Origin of the sequence: Planosporangium spinosum (assembly GCF_049999945.1) — a bacterium.
In the GTDB taxonomy this organism is placed as follows: domain Bacteria; phylum Actinomycetota; class Actinomycetes; order Mycobacteriales; family Micromonosporaceae; genus Planosporangium; species Planosporangium spinosum.
Genome location: NZ_JBLYUB010000008.1, coordinates 250,857 through 272,500, shown reverse-complemented (window position 1 = coordinate 272,500; position 21,644 = coordinate 250,857). Strand labels below are relative to the sequence as shown.

At 68.6% G+C, this 21,644-nt stretch carries 18 protein-coding genes and 1 pseudogene; 6 read left to right on the top strand and 13 right to left on the bottom strand.

The genetic code is table 11. From position 1 onward, the window contains the following. Positions 1 to 39 precede the first annotated feature (39 nt). On the top strand, positions 40 to 1,296 hold the full coding sequence (locus ACNTMW_RS14190) for a helix-turn-helix domain-containing protein (RefSeq protein ID WP_426633983.1): 1,257 nt from the start codon (positions 40 to 42) through the stop codon (positions 1,294 to 1,296). On the opposite strand, the gene ACNTMW_RS14185 is transcribed toward ACNTMW_RS14190, so the two are convergent. Beyond that, positions 1,286 to 1,933, bottom strand: coding sequence for an HAD family hydrolase (locus ACNTMW_RS14185; protein WP_426633982.1), 648 nt, complete (start codon positions 1,931 to 1,933; stop codon positions 1,286 to 1,288). The genes ACNTMW_RS14190 and ACNTMW_RS14185 overlap by 11 nt on opposite strands. Before the next feature lie 459 nt (positions 1,934 to 2,392). Here ACNTMW_RS14185 and ACNTMW_RS14180 point away from each other — a divergent pair, with 459 nt between their 5' ends. The 4 genes from ACNTMW_RS14180 to ACNTMW_RS14165 all read left to right on the top strand — a co-directional run bounded on the left by ACNTMW_RS14180 (position 2,393) and on the right by ACNTMW_RS14165 (position 6,762). After that, the gene (locus tag ACNTMW_RS14180; RefSeq protein WP_426633981.1) at positions 2,393 to 3,946 is read left to right on the top strand and encodes a helix-turn-helix domain-containing protein; all 1,554 of its coding nucleotides are present in this window, start codon (positions 2,393 to 2,395) and stop codon (positions 3,944 to 3,946) included. A 92-nt stretch (positions 3,947 to 4,038) separates the two neighbouring features. Continuing rightward, positions 4,039 to 5,067: an asparaginase gene (locus ACNTMW_RS14175; RefSeq protein ID WP_426634006.1), complete on the top strand. Its 1,029-nt coding sequence runs from the start codon at positions 4,039 to 4,041 to the stop codon at positions 5,065 to 5,067. Then, entirely contained in the window at positions 5,060 to 5,527 is a 468-nt protein-coding gene (locus ACNTMW_RS14170; protein WP_426633980.1) for a PPC domain-containing DNA-binding protein, read from the top strand. The genes ACNTMW_RS14175 and ACNTMW_RS14170 overlap by 8 nt, the downstream gene beginning before the upstream one ends. Positions 5,528 to 5,739: 212 nt before the next feature. Continuing rightward, positions 5,740 to 6,762: a hypothetical protein gene (locus ACNTMW_RS14165; RefSeq protein WP_426633979.1), complete on the top strand. Its 1,023-nt coding sequence runs from the start codon at positions 5,740 to 5,742 to the stop codon at positions 6,760 to 6,762. Here the strand turns inward: ACNTMW_RS14165 and ACNTMW_RS14160 are convergent. The 7 genes and pseudogenes from ACNTMW_RS14160 to ACNTMW_RS14130 form a co-directional block, all read right to left on the bottom strand. Next, positions 6,756 to 7,892 carry a hypothetical protein gene (locus ACNTMW_RS14160; protein ID WP_426633978.1) on the bottom strand — a complete coding sequence of 379 codons (1,137 nt, stop codon included), beginning with the start codon at positions 7,890 to 7,892 and terminating at the stop codon, positions 6,756 to 6,758. The two genes, ACNTMW_RS14165 and ACNTMW_RS14160, sit on opposite strands and share 7 nt — an antisense overlap. A gap of 160 nt (positions 7,893 to 8,052) precedes the next feature. Next, positions 8,053 to 9,105: a hypothetical protein gene (locus ACNTMW_RS14155; protein ID WP_426633977.1), complete on the bottom strand. Its 1,053-nt coding sequence runs from the start codon at positions 9,103 to 9,105 to the stop codon at positions 8,053 to 8,055. Between the two features lie 474 nt (positions 9,106 to 9,579). Continuing rightward, positions 9,580 to 10,259, bottom strand: a pseudogene (locus ACNTMW_RS14150) (IS6 family transposase). A gap of 60 nt (positions 10,260 to 10,319) precedes the next feature. Continuing rightward, positions 10,320 to 13,289, bottom strand: coding sequence for a tetratricopeptide repeat-containing S1 family peptidase (locus ACNTMW_RS14145; RefSeq protein ID WP_426633976.1), 2,970 nt, complete (start codon positions 13,287 to 13,289; stop codon positions 10,320 to 10,322). Between the two features lie 16 nt (positions 13,290 to 13,305). Further along, a complete protein-coding gene (locus ACNTMW_RS14140) occupies positions 13,306 to 13,623 on the bottom strand; it encodes a trypco2 family protein (RefSeq protein ID WP_426633975.1) in 318 nt (105 codons plus the stop codon). 517 nt (positions 13,624 to 14,140) lie between these two features. Further along, on the bottom strand, positions 14,141 to 15,271 hold the full coding sequence (locus ACNTMW_RS14135; RefSeq protein WP_426633974.1) for a tyrosine-type recombinase/integrase: 1,131 nt from the start codon (positions 15,269 to 15,271) through the stop codon (positions 14,141 to 14,143). Beyond that, positions 15,259 to 15,675, bottom strand: a complete 417-nt coding sequence (locus ACNTMW_RS14130) for a helix-turn-helix domain-containing protein (protein ID WP_426633973.1) — start codon at positions 15,673 to 15,675, stop codon at positions 15,259 to 15,261. Before ACNTMW_RS14130 ends, ACNTMW_RS14135 begins: the two co-directional genes overlap by 13 nt. A 28-nt stretch (positions 15,676 to 15,703) precedes the next feature. Here ACNTMW_RS14130 and ACNTMW_RS14125 point away from each other — a divergent pair, with 28 nt between their 5' ends. Then, positions 15,704 to 15,844: a hypothetical protein gene (locus tag ACNTMW_RS14125; protein ID WP_426633972.1), complete on the top strand. Its 141-nt coding sequence runs from the start codon at positions 15,704 to 15,706 to the stop codon at positions 15,842 to 15,844. Positions 15,845 to 16,299: 455 nt separating this feature from the next. On the opposite strand, the gene ACNTMW_RS14120 is transcribed toward ACNTMW_RS14125, so the two are convergent. The 5 genes from ACNTMW_RS14120 to ACNTMW_RS14100 all read right to left on the bottom strand — a co-directional run bounded on the left by ACNTMW_RS14120 (position 16,300) and on the right by ACNTMW_RS14100 (position 21,563). Further along, positions 16,300 to 16,977 carry an HAD family hydrolase gene (locus ACNTMW_RS14120; RefSeq protein ID WP_426633971.1) on the bottom strand — a complete coding sequence of 226 codons (678 nt, stop codon included), beginning with the start codon at positions 16,975 to 16,977 and terminating at the stop codon, positions 16,300 to 16,302. Further along, positions 16,974 to 17,192 carry a hypothetical protein gene (locus ACNTMW_RS14115; RefSeq protein WP_426633970.1) on the bottom strand — a complete coding sequence of 73 codons (219 nt, stop codon included), beginning with the start codon at positions 17,190 to 17,192 and terminating at the stop codon, positions 16,974 to 16,976. The genes ACNTMW_RS14120 and ACNTMW_RS14115 overlap by 4 nt, the downstream gene beginning before the upstream one ends. A gap of 110 nt (positions 17,193 to 17,302) precedes the next feature. Next, complete coding sequence (locus ACNTMW_RS14110; protein ID WP_426633969.1) at positions 17,303 to 18,904, bottom strand: hypothetical protein; 1,602 nt, start codon at positions 18,902 to 18,904, stop codon at positions 17,303 to 17,305. Between the two features lie 263 nt (positions 18,905 to 19,167). Further along, positions 19,168 to 20,421, bottom strand: a complete 1,254-nt coding sequence (locus ACNTMW_RS14105; RefSeq protein ID WP_426633968.1) for a transposase — start codon at positions 20,419 to 20,421, stop codon at positions 19,168 to 19,170. A gap of 41 nt (positions 20,422 to 20,462) precedes the next feature. Next, positions 20,463 to 21,563 carry an integrase core domain-containing protein gene (locus tag ACNTMW_RS14100; RefSeq protein ID WP_426633967.1) on the bottom strand — a complete coding sequence of 367 codons (1,101 nt, stop codon included), beginning with the start codon at positions 21,561 to 21,563 and terminating at the stop codon, positions 20,463 to 20,465. Between the last annotated feature and the right edge of the window lie 81 nt (positions 21,564 to 21,644).

The window sequence follows — 21,644 nt, the reverse complement described above, 5'->3', positions numbered from 1 at the left end:
CCGGAGAACTGCCGCGACTGGGTTCGGACCAGAAAGGCCATGGGACAGAGATCGCGATCGCTGCAGCCGTCGCTGTCGGCGGCGCATCTCTTCGGTGCCCGACTACGACAGCGGCGCGTGGAGCGCGAGCTGTCCCAGCACACACTCGGACGACTGGTGCACGTCAGCGGGGATCTCATCGGCAAGATCGAGAAGGGTGAGCGACGCGCGAATCACGACCTTGTCGATCGCTGCGACCGGGCGCTCGCCTGCGACGGCGAACTCGTCGCCCTGTGGGCCGCCGCCGAGGCCGAGCATCGAGGCGTCCGCGCCACCCCCGGCGCGGTGGAACGGGAGACGGTGCTCGCACACCTACCAGCGTTACGGCGAGTGCTTAATGCCTACGATCTCCCCGACGATGGGCCGTCGCCGCCGCTGGACGAGGTACGGCACGGCGTCGAACGGTTCGTCGGGATGCGGCTGGCCTCGCAGTACGTCGGGCTCGCCGAGGAATTGCCATCCGCATTACCCGCGTATCTGCGCGCCTACCACGCCGCCCATGGGCAGCGGCGGGCGGAACTGGCCCGACTGCTCGCCCAAGCGTTCCGCGCCGCGGACGCGATCGCGGACAAGTTCGGGCTCTACGACCTCTCAGCGCGCATCATCGGCATTCTGACCCTCATGGCCGAGGAATCCGGCGACGCGCCGACAATCGCGGCTGCGGCCTACGTCCGGGCGGAGATCTTCTTCGCCAGCGGCGAATGGGACATCGGTCGTCGCATGTTGGAGCGAGCCGCCACTGCGATGACTCCTATCGGGGACGTTTCCACAGCGGCATACGGTGCTCTGCATATGCGGGCGGCCGTGTTGGCGGCGCGCGCCGGCCGACCAGACCGGGCACGTGACCATATCGATGAAGCGGCTGGGGTCGCCGCACATATCCAGGAAGGCGTCTACGCCGGCACCGCATTCGGCCCCGCCTCGGTGCGCATCCATCACGTCTCGCTGGCGATGGACGCTGGCGATCCGGCTGACGCCCTGCGCATCGCCTCCGGTTGGGTGCCCCCGCTGAGAGTGCCCGCCGAGCGGCGCTCGCACTTCTTCGTCGACCTCGCCGACGCCCAGACTCGGTGCGGCCGGTACGAGGATGCCGTCACCACGCTTCAGGCCGCGCGGAAGGTCGCACCCCAACACGTCCGCTACCACCCGCAGGTCAAGGCGGCACTGCTGACCCTCAGCCACCGAGTACCCTCACCGTCATCCACGCTGCGCGACCTGGCGCGGTGGACCGGTGTCGCGGCGGGCCTCAGGTCATAGGCGCCAGCACGTCGACGAGATCGGTCAACGAGTCCACCACCCAGTCCGCGGTCTGACGCACCTGCGGTTCGTCGGCCCAGAGATAGCCCCAGGGGCCGCGGCGGATCAACGCTGTACGGAAACCCGCGGCATGCGCCGGAATCAGGTCGTTGTCACGGTGATCCCCGACATAGACGATCTCGGCACGTTCGCCTCGGGCAAACTTCGCGACCCGATCGAAGAACGCCGCATCAGGCTTGACCACACCCCACTCACCAGAGGTGGCGATCGCATCAACCGGCAGGTTCAGCGCTCGCAGCAGGGCAGCGGCTCGGGCGGTCTGGTTTCCCGCAATGCCGACCCACAGTCCGCCGGCTCGCAGACGTGTCAGCGCCGGTAGCACGTCCGAATAGAGATCGGCGGCGTCGATCTGCTCGCCCAGTCCCGCCTCCTCCCGGCGCTCCCGCTCCTTGAGCAGGTCGAAGCCTGGGCGGAAGTACTGAAACGTCTCCGCATTGTTGCGGCCCTGCGCCGTCACGGCACCGAGCACCGCCGAGAACGTATGGCGTGGCACGCCGATCCAGTCCGCCCACGCGGCGAACTCCCGCGTGTCGTCCAGCAGCGTCTCACCCACGTCGAACACCACAGACCTGATCATTGCCGAGCCTTCACCCCTTCCTCCGCAGCCGGCACGGTAGCCCCTGACGGTCGCTTTCCCGCCACCCCGGTCACGTTAAGCGTCCCCACCTTCGAACCTGCCAGGCCAGCCAGCGCCCTCGGACAATCCGACCGTCCGCATCACCGGTATCAACGGCTGGCCCCGGCTACGCGACCGTGGACACCGTCGCCCCGGCCGGACGTGCGTCAACGCCACCTTCAAAACTGACCCCCAGGCGGTCCCGCAGTACCCCAGGGGTCAGTCGGCAGACGTCTTCGACGCCGCGCTCGAGGTTGCCGCCACGCGCTCCGCCTGAACAGCGGGCCGTTTCACCTGTGGTGACACAAAGGGGCGGACATCGAATTGAGCAACGTGTACGGTAACTCGTACCGCTACCGAGCAGCCGCCACCTGCGCGCCCTCGCCGGCGCACGCGGTCGGCCCACTCCGTGAGGATGGGATGGCCCAGACTCCACGCCAGCTTTCGCCGCACACCTCGGCCAGGCACTACTTCGGCGCGCAGCTGCGATCGTGGCGGGAGCGGCGCGGCTGGTCACAAGCGCAACTGGGTGAGCGACTGCACGTCAGCGCAGATCTTGTCGCCAAGGTCGAGAAGGCGCTGCGCTGGCCGACGACCACGTTCACCACCGATTGCGACACGGCCCTGGACACCTGCGGCGCCCTCGCCCGTCTCCTGCCCCTGGTCGAACTCGAACGCAAACAGGAGCGGGCCGTGGCCGCCGCCACCGCCCGCGCCGTGCGCACCGCCGTCGCGCACCAGCGACGCACGGCCCCGTCTCTAGGATCGACATACGCTGACGCGTTGAGGACCACCCTTGGTGTCACCGCAGACCTCACCGGCGGCACCCAAGGCCGGCTGGCAGCGGCCCTACCCGGGGTACAGCTGACAGTCCCGCCGCCGGCGTGGCCGGTCGACCGGCTCCTGACCCTGCCGTTCGGCCGCGCGCTGCCCACGACCACGCTCACCCTGACCGCGGCTCCTCCACAGCCGCATGCCCCGACCCTCCCGCCCCTCAGGGACGGCGGCTCGCGCCACGTCGTGGCCGCGGGGCTACGAAACCTCGCCGTCGCGGAACTACGCCACGGCGACGAGCCCGCCATCGCCGTAGCAGCCGGGCCGCCGCTGGGAGCCGGTGCAATCTCACCGGCCTACCGCCTCGACGCCCTCACCCTCGGCATCATCTGGGCGCTGTGCGGCATGGACGACGCCCTCCTCAACGATGACGCCGCGCTCGCCGAGAGCATGCCCAGACTCCGCCGCTACGCCGAGCTGCCCGGCTCCGCGGTCAGCCGGGACGCCGCAGCAGACCTCACCCCGGTCAGCCAGATGTGGCTCGGTTCGGACTTCTGCGCCCGCTACATCAGCCGCCACCTCACCACGGTGGCGGATCGGCCGGTCTTCTGGACCAGCGAGCAGTACGGCGAAGAAGCAAGCACCTGGCTGCTGTTCCGCCACAAGATTGACTACCTGTGCGCCACGAGCCGCCGGTTCACCACCCCCACCTCCCCGGTCACACGGATCTTCTGCATCCCCGAAGCCGCGGTACGCGCAAGTCCCGAGGCAGAACGCGTCCTGCTGCTGCTATCGGCCGCGTTCATGGAGTCGCTGCGCATCGCGGTCCACGTCAACCCCGACCCCGGCTACGGCGCTGTTGAAGGCTTCGTGCTCGCACCCCACGCGCAAGTCCTCCTCGCCAACTGGGTGCGCTCCGACGGGCTATGGCACGTCGATGCCCTTGACCGGCGCACCGCCCTGCGCCGGTACGACGATGTCGCACGGGGCGGCCAAGCCGACTCGATCACCACGGCCCATCGCTCCGGTCAGCGCCTGATGGCCATCGCCGAATACCTCGGCCTCAACTGGTCCTGGCTGCGCCAGCGCTGCTCCGAGCTCGCCACCGCCGGCATCGACGGCCTCCTGCGACCACGCAGCCGCCTGCTGTCCACCGACGGCCTCAACGCCGCCTGCCACTACCTGGGCCGACTGACGTGACATTCCACTCGACCCCGAGCCTGTGGCAGGCTGCCGCAGGCACACCATACGGACAAGGAGAAGCGGTGGCACAGACGCCGGCATCGGTCCTGATGCTCTCCCTCGGCGGCACGATCGCCATGACGTCGAGCAACGCCGGTGGCGGCGTGGTGCCGACCCTCACCGGCGAGCAGCTGATCGCCGCCGTCCCCGGCCTGGCCGACACCGGCATCGACGTGCGGGTCCACACCTTCCGCCAATTGCCCGGGGCCTCGCTGGGCTTCGACGACCTGACCGCCCTGGCCGCCCTCATCGCCGAACGCACCGCGAGCGACGTCGACGGTGTCGTCGTCACCCAGGGCACCGACACGATCGAGGAGACCGCCTACCTGCTCGACCTGCTGCACGCCGGTCCGGCCCCGCTCGTGGTCACCGGCGCGATGCGCAACCCCACCCTGGCCGGCGCGGACGGCCCGGCCAACGTCCTCGCCGCGATCCGCACCGCCGCCAGCCCGGTCGCCCGCGACCTCGGCGCGCTGGTCGTGTTCGCCGACGAGATCCACGCCGCCCGTCACGTCCGCAAGACCCACTCGACCAGCGGCGCCACCTTCCGCTCGCCCGACACCGGCCCGCTCGGGTACGTCGTGGAAGGCGCGGTACGGCTGCTCACCCGACCGCCCCACCGCCTGACCGTGCCCGTCCAGCCGCTCACCCGGACGCCGCGCGTCGGGCTGTACACCGTGACCCTCGGCGACGACGGGACGCTGCTCGCCGGCGCCGACCAGCTCGACGGCCTCGTCGTGGCCGGCCTCGGCGCCGGCCACGTCCCGCAGCGGCTCGTCGACCCGCTCACCACGCTCGCCGCGACGATCCCGGTCGTCCTCGCCTCCCGTACCGGCGCCGGCCCGGTGCTGTCGGCCACGTACGCCTTTCCCGGCTCCGAAAGCGACCTGCAACGGCGCGGGCTGATCGGCGCCGGGTTCCTCGAGGCGTACAAGGCCCGCATCCTGCTGCACGTCGCCCTCGCCACCGGCGCCGACCGCGACCTCGTCGGCGGCGCCTTCGCCGTGGCCGGCGGCACCGCCGACCCCGACCGCTGGCCATGGCCGACCCACGACCGCCGCAAGGAGCAGCATGCGTAGTCACGACCTGACGCCAGGGCGGATGATCGGCGTCACCTTCGACCACGGCGAGGACTTCTTCACCGCCCTCGCCGAGGCATGCCGGATCAACGGCATCCGCCACGGCTACATCCCCGTATTCATCGCCGGGTTCAGCACCGTCGAGATCGTCGGCACCTGCCAACGCCTCGACAACCCCCAGGCCCCGGTCTGGGACCGCGTCCACCTGACCAACGTCGAAGCCCTCGGCGGCGGCACCATCGCCTACGACGCCACCGACGATCGCATCCTGCCGCACATCCACGTCAGCGTCGGGCTCAAGGAGCACAGCGCCACCGGCCACACCAGCCACCTGCTCGCCGCCACCGTGCAGTTCCTCACCGAGATGCTCATCATCGAGATCGCCGCACCCGCCATGCGTCGCGTCCCCGACCCCGACCTGTACGACGTACCGCTGCTGCGCTTCAACGGCGGTCGCTAACGAACCGACCGATGACCAGAACGCCGACGACACCGGCAACATGCGTGCCAGCACCTTGAAAGCAGACGGTTCGCGCAGCAGTGGATCACCAACGGTCAACCAGCGCTCTCATAGCCGATGAACCATGAACCGGGGCCCGGTTCCATCCGCCACTGACGCTAATGCCGGCACAGGCGGGGGAATGAACCGGCATCCACGGTGGAGGTGCGCTCGTGAAGACAATGCCGGCGACCACGCCCCCGCCTGCGACCGCTGCCGATTTCCTCGCATTGCTGGAAGACGGTGGCGGCGTGGTGCAGGTCGCCGATCCCCCTGAGCAGATCCGAGCCGCGTGGCGGCGTGCGATCCATGCGCTCAAGCAGCACAACGAGGTGCCCGACGGGTGGCATCTGCTGCACCGTGGCCGCAACAGCGGCGACCTGGTCATCCAGCTCAAGCCCGGGCAGCATCCGTGGCGCGCCAACCGACCCGGCGTGGGGTCGCGGATACTGGTACCGGAGCTGTTGGCCGATCCGCATCCCGTGGTGGACGCGCTTCGTAACCAGCCGGCACGGCTACCGGCCTCGCCGCAGAACCGTTCACGGACCTTGATGTTGCTGGAGGCGCTCGCCCGGGAAGCCGAACGGCGGGGTTTGGTGGTGCGGGCGGGCCAGGACGCAGCGCTGCTGCAGGTGGTGGCCGATGAGGAGCCCTACAGCGTGCGGGTGCACGAGGAGACCGGCGCCCGGTGGACGTTGCGCGTCGTGGTGGGCCTCGTCGGTGCCGGCACCGGTGGCCGCGACAGGTGGGCCGACCGAGCCAAGCAGCCGGTCGAAGAGCAGCTCGGCGACATCCTCGACGAGATCGTCCGCCAGGCCCGGGCCGTCAGCAGGGAACGTCGACGGCAGCGGCGGCGAGAGGAGCGACGCCGAGCCGAGGAGCAGGAACGGCTCCTGACCGACTACCGGGCCGAGATCCTCCGCGAACAGGTCCGGGCCTGGAGCCTGGCCGAGGACATTCGCGGCCACTGCGACCAGCTCGTCGCCGCGGGAATGGACCCGGATGACAAGTGGCTGCGGTGGGCCCGGCGGTACGCCGACGAGGTCGATCCCGTCATCGACCCGCCCGGGCTACCCGCCCCTGTCGACCCGGCCGAGCTTCACCGCCAACGCCGGCCCGCGCCACCGCCGCAGCGACCGGTCGCGATTCCTGTCCGCACGCCGTGGCATCCCAATCGACGCTGGTGGCATCAGTAATGCGACGGCCCGTACGGGCTGAAGCCGTGCAGGTACGGCCGCAGCTCGTCGGGACCCGGCTCCGGGACGGCCGGCATGCCGATGAGCTGCCGGCGTGGGTCGATCGTGTCGGCATATGCGTCGATCCAGTCCGCCCACGCCACGACCTCGTCGCGCTTCGCCGGCTTTAGTTCGGCGGCGCACGCCCGCAACGCTCGACTGTAGGCGCGGGCCTGGTCACTGAAGGCTACCTCGGCGATGCGGTCGACGACCGTCTGACGACGGTGGTCCTCGGCGAGTTCCCGCTTCGCGGTCTTCATCGCCGCTTCCCACGTCCGGCGCCGCTCATCTGTCCGCCGCCGCTCCACGGCGCGTTGCGCGATCGCGGCATCGGCTCGCTGCTCCATGCGGGTGAACGGCTGCCCGAGGCAGGTCTCGATCCGCCGGTCCGGCTCGTCGGTCCACACGTCGCCACGCCGACGCCGGTTCTCCGACGGCAAGCTCAGCTGCAGCGTGCCTCGGGTGATGGCGGTGAGGCTGATCGGACACTCGTCGGGCCGCATGATCACCACGAGGTGTCCCCGGTCGTGCGCGTTGTAGCTGTCTATATCGACGCGCACGTCGTAGCCGCGAAACACCGCCTCGTCGACGATGGCCTGCCAGATCCGCGCCATCCGCACCACCGGCGCTTTGCGCGGTGGCAGGGGCTTGTCCCACCGTTCGGCGAACAGCCGCTCCGGGCGTTCGGCGGCTGCCACCAGCTCCACCACCAACGGGTGCGGTTTGGGCACCCGGGAGGGTACCGGTACCACCCTGCCGACAAACTCGGCGGTGCGTGGTGGTACCGGCCGTGGCCGCATCGACCGGAGCAGTTCGTCGAACTCGGCGTCGGAGCACTCCGCCGGATGACCACTCGTCTCGTCGCTGGTGTCGACGATCCGTAGTCGTAGTGTGGTGGGGTCGTTACTGTCACGGATCAGCCGCTCTTGCCCGACCCGTAGCAGCCGCAGATACGCGTTCTTCGCGGCGTGCCGCCACGCCCGCATCTCGGCCGAGTCCAGTCCGGTCAGTACCAAACTGCCGCCCGCCTCCCGCACCCGTCGCAACAGCTCCTCTGGGCTGATCTCTTCCCGCTCTTCGCGTTCGGACATCGGATCGCCTTCCAGCGTGTCGGCCCAAACCTGCTGAAAAATTGGGCGACGGAGGCCTGGTCACACTGGCGACGCAGACGCCAACACCAGGCCCGCGCCTGCCACTACCGCAGACGCGGCTACCCAACACCCTAACTGCCGTTGCAGTACTAGGCCGCTGCTACTCGCCCGGCACTGCCTCGAATCCGAAGCCGGCAACTGGCGCCAGCGGTACGAGCCGTTCGAGGACCGGCTGAGTCGTGGTGCCCCACATTTTCGACAGCACCCACGTGCGGCCGCTGTCGTGGATCGGCGCGTCGAGGAACCATCGACCCAGACGGTTCGCTTGCGCGGGATGGGTTGTGAGGAAGGCGTCTGTGAGCTCCTGTCCGGTCAACTGACCCTCGACGTCGAGGAACTTGGAGCGAGTCAGTACTTCAGCGAGCTGTTCAGCTGGTACGCCGGCGCGGTGCAGCGCGGTCACCATCGCCAGAACCGCGCGGCGTTTGCGAAGTGGCTCACCGCGACCGTCGGGCGTGATGATTACGTACGGAGTCCAGTCTCGGGTGTCGGTTCGTACAGCGCGTGCCTGGGTTTCGCGGCGACGCAGTTGCACGGTCAGCTCGCTGGCCTCGGGTAGGGGGATAACTTGCTGTACGTCGAGCAGTAGCCGTTCGGCGACCTTGTACGGTGTGAGCCTGATACACCGAATGTCGAGTCCGTACACGTCGGTCAGCCATAGCACCGTAGTGGTGATCTCCCGGTCGAACCCGCCGGCTACGAGAACGACGCGCACCTCCCGGCTCAGGACGGCATCTTCACCGCCCACGTCTTCCAACCACTCCACCAGCCGCGAGCGTGCGTCGTCGACCGCTACCGGCTCGACACGGGCGAGGTACCGCTCGTAATGCTCGACGAGATCCTCGAAGGTCATCACCGACACCATCGCCGCGTAGCGCAGCGCTTGCAGTTCCAGATGACTGCCATCGGTGGTCCGCTTGAGTTCGAACACCACGAGCCGGCCGTCGCGGTCCAGTCCCAGGAGGTCCACCCGCCTCCGGGCGTCAGCGAACGCGCCGAACTCCTCGGACACCACAAGCACGCCGTCAACAATCATGTCGATCCGAGCCCGTAGCAGTCGTTGGAGATCCGCGCGTTCGAGGACCTGCTCCACCGCGAACGTCGTCGAAGGCACCGGGACCAGCGCGTCATCGGTCATCTCAAATAGAGGCACCGGGCCATTGTGACTGAGCGGGCTGTACCAACCAACGGTCTCATCGCCGGGCGGACCACAAACCGGGGCGGCCCCGTCAACCCGCACGTACACCCCGCATGACCGGATCTGTCGAGGCCTGTGGTGAGGTTGGTCGGCGGGTATGCCCTTGTCGGTGGACGGCTCCGGAGGTGGGTGCGACGGCGGGCACCGACCAGGTGGCCAGGCATGGCCGGGTGATTTCTGAACGGTCGGCAGCGGTCCAGCTTGCGAGAGTCCCTGGTATGCCCCTCGCCAGCGCTTCTTGCCTATCTCCAGCGCGGGCCCACGAGAACCGGCAACACTCGGTCGAGCACGAAGGTCAGCAGCGGCCGATTGGACAGGAGAGCCTGGAGTGCATGGCCGTCGCCGCAGGCGTTGTAGTACTCGCGCAGCATCCGGGGCGCCGTTGCGTTGTGGGATCGGTGGACGTGTTGAGCCCTGTCGGGTCCGCAGTCAGATCGCTTGGGCGAGTTCTGTGAACGCCGCGGCGATCCGCATTGTCGGCGGGGCGTCGACGGCGAGTTCGTAATGTCCACGTCGCAGGTTCTGCATGAAGGCGTGTCCGGCGATGATCACCTGCGCGGTCCGATCGGTCTGTAACCCGCGCATCGGTTTCAGCCGGCGCTTGAGGCGACTGTGATCGGGTTGTTGGCGTGCTGCTCGACGTGGTGCCACGCGTGCGGCATCAGTTCGTCGAGCACGCCGAGGTAGACTGCGGCGGCGTCGGTGACCACCTCGCTGGGTGTCACCATCAGTGTGGACAGTGCCCGGCGGAAGAACCGGCGGGCCGCGCCGGCGTCGCGGCGGGCCGAGACGAGCACGTCGATGACCTGTCCGTACTGGTCGATCGCCCGGTAGACGTAGCGCCAGACTCCGTTGACCTTCACGTAAGTCTCGTCGACGTGCCACCTGTCGCCGGGTGAGTGACGGGCGAATCGGGCGGCGTCGGCCAGCAGTGGGGTGAACCGCTGCACCCATCGATAGACGGTGACCTGGTCGGCCTCGATGCCGCGTTCGACCAGTAGCTCCTCTACGTCACGGTACGAGAGGTTGTACCGCAGGTACCAGCGGACCGCGACGACGATCACCTCGGCCGGGAACCGGAAGCCAGCGAACGCCGACTTCGGCGGCAGCCACGAGCGCGGGCGGATCGATGACCTCACTACTCAAGCCTGCCTCGATCTTGCCAACGCTCAACGCAACGGAACCTTCGAGAATATCGTTGAAGCACCTCGGCCCTCGATGACGTGCGCGAACCCCTGGAACTCTTGGATCTCCTTGTCGTAGTCTTCGATGCCTGGCTCCAGGAGTAGATGTGCCAGATCCGCTCGCATTGCGGCTGCATCCTCGGCCTCGCCGGCCGCGTCCAGAACTCTGAGGAGAAGCTGCAGGCTTCCGCGCAGGTAGTAAAAATTTCCCGGGTATTCGTGGGCATATTTGCCGTAGGCGGATGCCGAGATGATGGCGCAGGACTTCGCCTTCTCGAACTCACCCTCGCGCAACAGCAACTCCGCGGCCAATCCGTTGAGGTAGCCGACCGAGTCAAGCCTGTTGGTCTCGACGGTCTGTCCCACTTCGAAACCCTTGGAGTTGGCGGCCTCGGTGATCGCCTCCCGTGCCCGGTCGACGTCCCCGGCCTCCATCAGGTGATGGGTCAGCTCAGAGAGAGCCCGCTCGAGCCGGGGCCTTGCGCGCTCGCCGCCCTGACGCAACTCGGATCGCAGGAGTGCTATGGCCTCGGTGCTATAGGCGATTGCTTCGGCCGGCTTCCCTGCGGAGCAAAGGGAGTCCGCCAGATTCGTCAAGGCTATGGCTAGGTCTTCCCTTTCCTTCGGATCCTCCGCGGCGAGCTCGCGCCACAGCTCGGTAGCCCTCATCGCGGATCGCAGAGATTGGTCGTGCAGTCGCAGACTTCTGAAAAACTTTCCTGCGTGGCTGAGCGCAACCGCAAGGCTGCGCCGGTCGTGGAAGTTGCCGAACTTGGCACTGAGTACCGAGAAGATCTCGACGGCCTCCAGCGTCGCGGCTTGCGCCCGTCCCCAACGGCTGAGGCGACCTAGGCTCGTCCCGAGTTCGTTGAGCAGGCGTCCGAGCTCCGCGAAGTCCGCAGCGCGCTCCTCCACGAGCAGTTCGTCCGGAACCTCGTCGATGCTGCCACCAGCGCGCCTGCGGCTGCGGGTGATCGCCAGGCTGAAAACCTCTGCCCGGACCTCGGCGAGCCTGTCCGAATCAGACGGAATGCTCGCTGCGACCTGCTGGGCGATTCTCGACAACGCGATATTGGACTTGTCACAGACCGACAAGGCTCCGGCGAGCAAGCTATGGTCCTCAGTTTCCGCGTTGCTGATCTCCGCTTCTAGGAGCTGCGGCAGATGCCTCGCCAAGGCTGCCGTCAGCGCGGCCCGGGAGTTCCTTCCGTTCTGCGCTGAAAGGCTCAGCAGGTGGAACATTCTCGTCCGAGGCGCATCGGTAAGGGCATCACGGGCGTCGAGCAGGCGGAGGACGAGCGAGTCGAGGTCGTTCAGTGTTTCGAGTAGGTGCTCGACGACAAGATCCGGCCCGACGGGACGAATCACCCCGTCCTCGGAGCCGAACATGTCCGCAAGCCACTCGACAGCCTTGAGGACGTCCGGTTGCGAGCAGATCTCCGGCATCCTCTCCAGCAGCGCCTTAGCCTCGGCTCGCGTGGGGCTGAAGAGAGAGGCCAGAGCCACGAGTCGGCCCGCTTGGGTGGGATGGAGATGACCCAGCTTGTGAGCCTCCAGGGCTGCCTCCCACCGCGTGACCTCGCGATCGAGCAAGCCCTGCAGCAGCGCTTCCCGCGTGGCCGGACTACGTCCTAGCGGTTCCGCAGCCCCGAGTGCGAGTCCCGTTCCCCTGAGTGCGAGCAGTACCGAGATGTGAGTCAGGAGCGGGCTGGTCGAGTGTCCGGTCCGGATCTCGCTCGTCGGGATCGGCTCCACCCCGAGCTTCCGGGACAGTGAGCTCATAGCCAGTTCCAGGTGCCGACTCACCGATTCCGGGCTGATTGAGCTTTCGTGGAGTACGACGTGCTCGTCGAGAAGATGCTGAGCACGTCGACGCGTCAACCGGTTGACGGTCTCCCACCAGGCTCCCAATCTTCGTTCGACGAGAAGGAGCCGGACCGGCTTTCCCGACGAGTTCGCCGCGAGCCGTTCGATGAGCCCGGCTAGCCGCTCACCGAATCGGCTCGCATAGTCGATGATTATGAGCAAGGGTTGCTCGGACGAGACCTCATGCCAGCTCTGAACATTGTCGATGTTGAGGTAACCCGCGTCCCAGCCGACCTGCCGCATGCGATCCGCCAACTCGGCGGCGAGCCTACTCTTGCCCATCCCGCCGCTGCCGGTGATGGCGCCGATGCTAAACGGCTCGGAAGAGGTGGCCCACTTCGTCAGGTCATCCAGCCACCCCCCGTCATCGATGAAGTCGACAATCGCGTAGCGAGGGTCGAGCAGCCAAGAATCTGGATGGCGGTCCGGCAGCGTCCCGTACGGCGGGTGGATCACGGAGCCGGACTTGGTCACGGAGCGAATTGCAGGATCACCCACGAACTCGCGGAACCGAGAGTCCTTGAGGAGAGTGCTCGTCGGCACCACTTTCAGGCGGTTGTTCGGGTAGCCCGCAGGCACCGACTCGACGATCCCGAGCAGATGGGATTCGGGCGACGAGAACACCGCGCCTCCCGAGATACCCGCCCAGGGGGAAACCGACCCGATACGGTCGCGCGGACCCCCTGCGGACTGGATGACAATCCGGCCGTCCTTGTAGCCCGCCCCGGGCACCGTCTGGCCGCAGAAGGTGTCGGTGTCACGAACTCCGCTGGAGCGCGCCTGGACGGCCGGAAAGCCGGTGACCCGGCAAGAGATCTGCTCGTGGGTTCCGACGCTTCCCCAGCGCAGCGAAGAATCCACCGTTTCGGACGGGAGGGGCTGCCGGGTGCGCAGCAGTGCCGCGTCCACATCCCCCGTGCCACGCCAGATCACGTCAGCATCGACCCACTCGGCGCTCCCGAGAGTCCGTACCGACACTGCATGACCGTCCGCCACCACATGAGATGCGGTCAAGACCAGATCCTGCCCGAGTACGTGCCCGGTGCCGGACGCTCCGCCGTAGACCTCAGCCACAGAATTGATTCGCATCTGCGGTTCCGCTCCTTCACTCGGGCCGAACGGGGACCGGGTCCGCTACGTAGACGTCAGCACGAGGATCCGACAAAGTCATCGGCTTCAGCATCAACTTGACCTTGTGGGTCGCCGCCTTGGCATGGTCGGCACCGGCCTTGAGCGTCAGGACGCCGAACAACGTCCCGCCAGCTTCGCCCTTCACCGTGTTGGTCACCACGACCTGCATCTCGACCTCGATGGCTTCGACCGCGAACCGGAGATCTTCGCCGGTGGCGTTGTCGACGGCTGCCATCAACTCGTTGCGCAACTCGCTGATCGCATCCGCGAGTGGCAGATAGTCAGGCTCCACTTACGCTCCTTGGCCCGGCATCCCAACGTTCCCACCCTCTCACAGCGCCGGAACCTCAAGCGGAAGCGAGCCGCCGAGGTTTGCACACAGGCGGACGCGAAGCGCCCAAGACGGCGCCTCCAACGCTGCGGTGTCGGAGATGTCCAACAGCCGTCTGTGGGCGTCAGACACTGAGTGCAGCACAACACCTGGGGAGCAGATGGGGAGCACGCGGGCACCGTGAACTGCGCTGAACTGCTCCGAACGGCGTCAAGCTGCTGCGAACGGACGCCGCTGACCTGCGCCGGCTCGTGTTCACCCTGGTCACGGCGTCACAGCGTCCACGTTCACACCGAAGAGGTCACTGGTTCGATCCCAGTATCGCCCACAGCATTTATGCAGGTCAAACGCCCGTCACCGGAGACCCGGTAACGGGCGTTTCCCGTTGTGTCCCTTACGTGGGGAGCAAATGGGGAGCACAAGATCATCTAGGGGGCGGTGTACCCGGCTGCCGCAGGATCGTCCCCGTGCGCGGTGGTCATGCCGCCTCGGCCGGCCGCCCCCGCTCGGTCGGCGGTGCCTGGACGGATTCCCAGCGGCGTTGCAGCGCCTCGGTCAGGCGCTGCCGCATGACCGGGGTGACGTGGCTGTAGATGCCGCGGACGCCGCCGAGGCGGTGGCCCAGCCGTCGGGCCTGGGCGATCTCGGGGATGCCGTCCTCGATCAGCCAGGTCTTGTGGGTGTGGCGCAGGTCATGGAAGTGCATGCCGGCGAGGATCGGCGGGATGCCGGCGTCCGGGTCGCCGGCGACGGCCGGGGTCCAGGCTCGACGGTTGAAGTTGGAGCGGCGCTGGAAGCTGCCCCGGGCACCGGGGAACACGATCGGGTGGTCGTGTGCCTCGAGTGCCCGGGTGAGTTGGTCGGTCAGGAACGGCGGCAGCGGGATGTGCCGGACGGAGTCGGCGGTCTTGGGCGGGCCGAGGTACAGCGTGCCGCCGACCTCGTGCAGCGCACCGACCTCCGGGTGCACATAGATGGTGCCCTTGTCGAGGTCGACGTTGGCGCGGTCGAGGCCGGCCAGCTCGCCCCAGCGCATCCCGGTGTAGGCGGCGGTGACGACCATGAGGGCGTCGATCGGGCGGCGCATCCGGGCGGCGATGGCCGCGACCTGTTCGGGGGTGGCGTGCGGTCGCTCCGGCCAGTTCGGGTTGGCCACCCGCACCCCGCGGCAGGGGTTGAACGGGATCCGCCGGTCTTCCACGGCCTCCTGCAGCACCATGGACAGCACCATGACGACGTCGGCGGCCGAGCGCGAGGCCAGGGTCTTGCGCAGCTCGACGACAAGGGCCTTGACGTGCTGGCGGCGGATCGCCACCAGTTGAAGACGGCCCAGGCGGGGCAGGATGTGCAGCCGCAGGTGGCTACGGTAGGCCGCCCAGGTCGCCGGTGCGGCCTGGTGGGTGGCCATCCAGATCTCCACCCACTCGCCCAGGCTGATCTTGCCGTCACGCGGGTCAATGAAGGCGTCGCGGGCCATGTCCACGTCGATCTCCTTGGCCCGCAGCTGCGCGGCCTGCTTGGCCTCATGCAGCGAGTCGGTGATCACGGTGCCGTCGGGTAGCCGCAGCCGGACCCGGAACGCGCTGCGGTGACGTTCTACCCATGCCATGTACTGCTCCCCTGGTTTCGGTTGTGGTCAACGCGGTCGGGTGGATCCACGCTTCGCATCGGCCGGGTGGGCAAGTCGCGATCCCGGACCGTGGACCGCGACGCGCGCCGGCGGGGCCGGCGGCCGGTCGGGGCCTGGCCGTGCTGGGCGACGATCGCGGTCAGGTCGGCGACGGAGAACCGCAGATGCTTGCCGAGGAACGTGCACGGAATCTGCCGGGCGGCCGCCTTGCGGCGCAGCCACGACTCGCGGATACGCAGCCGCGCGGCGGCCTCCGCCGGGGTGTACAGCAATTGGTTGCCGTCCCCGGCTGACGACGGCGTCGTCGACGCGGGAGCCTCAACCGGCCGCTGTGCTGCAGGACGGGGCAGACGACGGTGCGAATTGGTGTTGGTAGTGGACACAGGGGACTCCTTGACGAAGGTCCGGCCGATGGAGCCGGACAACGAGGTGGAAAACAAGCAAGCCCGGTACCGCCAGAAGCGGGTACCGGGCTTTAGAAACGATTTCGGATCGAACAGTCAGGGCTTCACCGGCGAGCTCACCTCAGGTGGTCGCCGGCCGGCCGGGTGACGCCAACCAGGAGGCCAAGGGACCGTGACCTCTTCCGTGCGGGGGAAGAGGTCAGGCCCATGCATCGCCGCCGGTCGCTGCCTTGATCGATGCGACGACGAGGACGAGACCTTCGAATCGAAGGCGATAGAGATCATTTATGCGCATGCTCCCATTCTGCCCCCACCGGTAAGTGCAGCCACTCTCGTCAGTCGTTACGCCGGTGGCCTGTAAAGAGCTGTTGAGCTGGGGCGATACGACGCCATTCAACGCGGTTCAGCGCCGTTGAACGCTTCCGTGTCAACGAAAATCCGATCATGCGCTGACCTGCACAAATACAAGAACCCGCAGGTCACGCCGAGACGATCCGAGCAGCTCAGCCCGGTCGGACGCCGTTCAGCGCCGTTGGGAGCGCCCCGCTGCTCCCATTCTGCTCCCCCACGAACCGCGTCTCATGTCGCCGCGGTACGGCACGTTCAGCGTTCGCTGCTGAGCTTTCGCAACTGCTCCGGCAGTTCCGCGAGGCTGTCGATGCGCACGTGCGCTTTCTCGGCCTCGGGCCGCGCCGCATAGTAGTAGCCCCAAGACCCACGCCGGATGAACACGGTGATGAGGCCAGCGTTGAGCGCCGGCAGGATGTCGTTGTCGAGCCGGTCCCCCACGTAGGCGATCTCGGCCGGCGCACACCCGGCCGACTCGACGAGCGCGGCGAAGAAGGCCGGGGTGGGCTTCTCGGCACCCCAGTCTTCGGAGGTGGCGATGAGGTCGACGCCAAGGTTCAGCTCGCGCAGCAGCCGGCCAGCACGAGCGGTCTGATTGCCGGCCACGCCGACGAAGTAGCCGTCCGTCTTGAGAGCGGCGAGGCACTCGCGCACGTCCGGGTACAGGTCGCGGGCGTTGAAGTGCTCGGCGAGGCCGGCGTCGGCACGGCGTTGGCGCTCGACGGCGAGGTCGAAGCCGGGCCGGAAGTGCTGAAACACCTGCCGGTAGTCCTGGCCTTGGGCAATGACCTGACCGAAGACGGCCGAGAAGGTATGCCGGGGCACGCCGAGCCAGTCGGCCCAGGTGCCGTACTCAGTGGACTCATCGATCAGGGTTTCGCCGACATCGAAGTAGACGGCGCGGATGGGCGACTGGGCGGCATGGTCGCTCATGCGGTCAGTTCGGCCAATCTCTCGTCGAGGGTACGGACGGCGGAGGTATGGTCCCACGGGCGCAGCTGGGCGCGGAACTCGCGCAGCCACTCACCGGCGGCGGCATTGCCGGCGAGTGCGAGCCTGGCGGCACCGTCGGCGGCGAGGACGTAGGCGTGCTCGACAAGCATGGCGACGAGCCGGTCGTGGCCATCCAGCAGCAGATAGCAGTCCACGCCGCTGACCCGCCACAGCGGGACCAGCAGCAGGATCCCCTCCCGGGCTGATTGCGATAGGCCTTCACCCGCCTAGCGTCGACGCTGGACAACCGCACCATGGCCTACGGTCACGAGACCGCCACGTCGGTCGGGGTGGTGGCGGCCAGCCACCTTAGGGTCAGCTCCGCGGTGTCCTCGCCGAGCGCTCCCGCCGCCCGTTTGGTCAGTTCGGTGAGGTCGGCGCGCTCGGCGACGGTGATGAGCAGTTCCGGTGCGGGTGTTCGGCGCCACGACGTCCGGACGGCGTCGCGGGCCAGTCGGGTGACATCGGCGCAGCCGCGCCGAGCCAGCGCCGGGTCCCGGTCGGCCGCCAGCGTCAGTGCGGCGCGGAGGTGGACCGCGGTAGTCCGGTCGCGGAGCAGGCGGTAGCCGGCCCGGCGCACCTCGGCTCGAGAGTCGGTCAGTAGCTGCCAGGCCAGCCCGGGCGGCACCCGCCGAATACGAGGCCGGACAGCCGCGGTCGTCTCCCGTACCACGGCCGGGGACGGGTCACGCAGCAGCGGGATCAGCGCATCGACGTCGACCCCACCCAAGTGGTGCAGGGCCCGTACCGCCTGGGCGCGCACGCCGGCGGAGACGTGTGCCAGCAGTGGCTGCAACAGCGCCGCGTCCGTGGCGGAGCCGGCCTCGGCCAACCCGGCGATGGCACCCGGTGCCGGCACCGGCGCGGCCACCGCGGTCCGGTAGTGAACCAGCGGATCGACGCCGACGCGGCGGGCGGCGTCCCGCGCGACCGCACGGACCAGCGCGGCGTCATCGTCCAGATGCTCCAAGACCTCGGCGTCGTGGCCGCTGCGGACCAACCCTGTGAGCGCGACGACCCGCACCTCGCCGCGGCGGCTGCGCACCAGCCGGCGCAGGGTGGGCACGCGGCGGGTCCACACCGCCTCCCGGCACGCCGCCTCCGCGGCCCTGACCCGGATGCGCACATCTCCGTCCGTCTCGGCGGCGGCGACCAGTTCGTCGAGGCCGAGCCAGCCGTGGGCCAGCGCGGTGTCGAACACGAACCTCCGCTGCCCGCGGTCAGCGGAGGCTGCCAACAGCTGGCGTACCGGGGTCGGCGCGGTGATCAGCGCAGCCAGCATCTGGGCGTGCGCGAAGCCACCGCGCCGGTGGCCCGCCACCACCAACGTGGTGGGAAGCACGGCGGGCAGGTAGCTGCCGGAGTCGTTGGCGAGCAGCACCGCCAGCCCGGCGCGGGCCCGGTCGCGTACCGGTGCCACCCAGTCGCCGGTGCGCAGCACGAGGAACGGCATCAACTCCGGGCACGGCCGGGCCAGCAGCGCGGCGACCGCCTTCTCGCGGATCCGGCCGTCGCGGTGCGTGGTGGCCAGCGCGACCGCGATGGGGCCCGCTGCCCCGGCGTCCACCCGGGCCACCAGCCGGGCAAGAACCGGCGGCTGGTACGACGGGTACCACAGCGCCCGCCGGGCGTGCTCGTCCAGCCGCGCCACCACTCTCGGCAGCTCGCTCAGGACGCCGAGTGCCGCACGGCCCAGGTCCTCGCCGCCGGTCTCCTCGACATCGGCGAGCACCTCGACCAGACGCTCCAGCTCCTCCCAGCCCCGCGCGGCGGCCTCGGTCGTCGCCGTCCTGACGGCAGCCAGCGACGGTTGCTCCTCCGCCGCCGCCTGCCGCCCAGGCCGGGACCCTCGCTTCAGCCAGTTCATCCCGACATGGTGCCGTAGCCGTGGCCCTGCACGGATGGAATTTCCGGCTGTCCAGGTGTCCTGTCGTACAGTCGGGCCGAAAAGCGACTAGGTGGCTGGTGTGAAACGGGGGTTGGTCGGGATATCCGGTCAGCCGCTGTTGCTGTCTGTGCAGTGGGAGTCCGCTGGCGCGTTGGTGGTTGAGATGCGGAAGCGGTGCCAGTCCGGTGTTGTGGTCCGTGTCGTGCCTGTTGTGGTGGTGGGCGGACTGTCCCGGGTCGGGCTCAGGCGGGGTTGAGGGTCCAGCCACGGTGGGTGTGGGTGAGTCCGACGGTGGCGAGTCTGGCGAGATTGACTGCGGCGGCCAGCAGGGTGAAGTCGGCGGCGACGCGGGTTCGGCCGCGCATGCGGGCGCGTCGGCCGCCGTGGCGGCGGCGCATGAGGTGGGCGATCTTGCGTTCGACCTTGGGTCGGGTGGCGCGGTAGTCGGCTTGCCAGGTGGGGTCGGTCTGGCGGATGCGGGCGGCGGCGAGGTGGGCCTCGTGGTGGCCGATGGTGATGGTGCGGCCGGTCTTGGAATCGGTGCACTGTCCGCGCAGCGGGCAGGCGGTGCAGGCGGGACCAAACGCGGCTTTGCCGGCGTGGCGGGCGTGGCCGGTGACCGGCCGGATCGAGATGGTGACGCCGTTGGGGCAGGTCACCGTGGCCGCGGTGAGATCGATGTCGAAGCGGTCTTTGGTGAACTTGCCGGTAGGCGCGTTGGGGGTCTGAACCTTCGTTTTGGCCTCGATGCCGTGGGTGTCCAGGTGGTCGAGGACGTCGCCGGCGCCGTAGGCGGCATCGCCGTAGACCACGGCGGCGGCCCCGGCCGACTCGGTGAGGTCGGTGATGAGTTCGGCGGCCGGCTCGGCGTCGCCGGTATTGGCGGCGGTGACCGCGGTCGCGGTGATGATCTCGGCGTCCGGGTCGATGGCGATGTGGCCCTTGTAGCCGTCGAAGCCGCGGTGGCTGGTCTTGTGTCCGTGCCTCGCCTCGGGATCCATGGTGGAGATCACCCGGTCCGGGGTGACCTTGCGGGCGATCCGCAGCACGCCGTCGTCGCCGGTCTGCAGGTCCTGGCCCAGCACGGTGGCCAGCAGCCGCATCGCCTGGTCGACCGGCTCGGGCAGGTGCTGGCCGTCGAGGACGGCCAGCAGCGCGTAGCCGTCCCGGGCGCGGGAGTCGACCAACCCGTCGCGGGCGGCCTGGTCGTCCCAGTCGATGACCGGCTTGCCGGCCGTGGTGTAGTCGTCGCCGCTGGTCAGCGCCGCCCGTAACCGTGCCGCCAGATCGCCGCTGGCGGCGGCGAGCAGGCCACGGATCGCTGACCGGATCAGCGTGATCGTGTCCATCGTGGCGACCGCGTCATACAGCGGCGTCGAGTCCAGCACCCGCCGCCGCCCCAGCAGCCCGGCCGTCCGGGCGGCGTCCAAAGCCACCTCGAACACCCGATCCGGCCGGTCGGAGCAGCGCAGCCGTTCCCGCATGTCCACCAGCACGGTGTGGGCGAATCCTGTCGGGCTCGAAAATTGAATTTCGGCTACGCCGCCTGCGAATACTCGTTGATCAAGCCGCCGAGGATTGGGCGTCGCTGCACCCGGACGGCGTTCAAGTCTACGATCTGAGGCGGCCGGCTCGGTGGCTGCTGGCCCAACGAACGATGTGGACGATGGCCGTTGTAGTGAGCCACGTACTCGCTGAGGATTGCCGCCAAATGTCGCTCGCCGATGATGAGCATCCGGTCGGTGCACTCCCGGCGTACGGTGCCCACCCACCGTTCGGCGAATGAGTTCGCTCTCGGCGACTGAGGCGGAGTCTTGATCACGTCGATACCCGCAGCGGTGAACACCGCGTCGAACGCCGCGGTGAACTTCGCGTCCCGGTCGCGCAGCAGAAACCGCAAGTTGGACACCCGCCCGTCGAGGTCCATCAGCAGGTTCCGGGCCTGCTGAGCCACCCAGGCGCCGGTCGGATGTGCGGTCACCCCGACGACGTGGACTTGACGGGAGGCGATCTCCACGAAGAACAACACGTAGATCCGCTGGAGGAACACCGTATCGACGGTGAAGAAGTCGCAGGACAGGATCGTGTGCGCCTGGGCGGTCAGAAACTGTTTCCAGGTCGGCCCACAGCGCCGCGGCGCCGGGTCGACCCCGGCCTTGTGCAGGATCTTCCATACCGTGCTGGCCGCCACCCGGTAGCCCAAGCCGACCAGCTCACCCTGTATCCGGCGGTGCCCCCACGTTGAGTTCTCAGCGGCCAGTCGCAGCACCAGGTCCCGCACTTGCTGGTCGACCGGCGGCCGGCCGGGCCGGGTATGCGGGTAGGTCCAGTGCCGGGCGATCAGCTGTCGGTGCCACCGCAGCAGGGTGGCCGGGGTGACGAAGAACGCCGCCCAGCGCGGGCGGGGCAGCAGCCGCGACAAGGCGGCCAGCACCACCCGGTCGGCCGGTTGGAGGACGGGGCGGCCCACCTGCCGGCGTAGCACCGCCACCTGGTGACGGAGTACAAGGAGCTCCACATCCTTGGCCCCGCCATCACGGGCGATCTGGGTCAACATCTGCAAAACCTGGCGAAGCAGTAGGTACACAAGGGACGCGGCCATGGCCTCCATCGTGCCGGCCACGCCGATGGCGGGCATGCACACAACTGCAGGTCAACCGGCGTAATCCAATTCCCGAGCCCCACACGCGTCACCAGGTTCCGAGCGATGCCGGAAGGG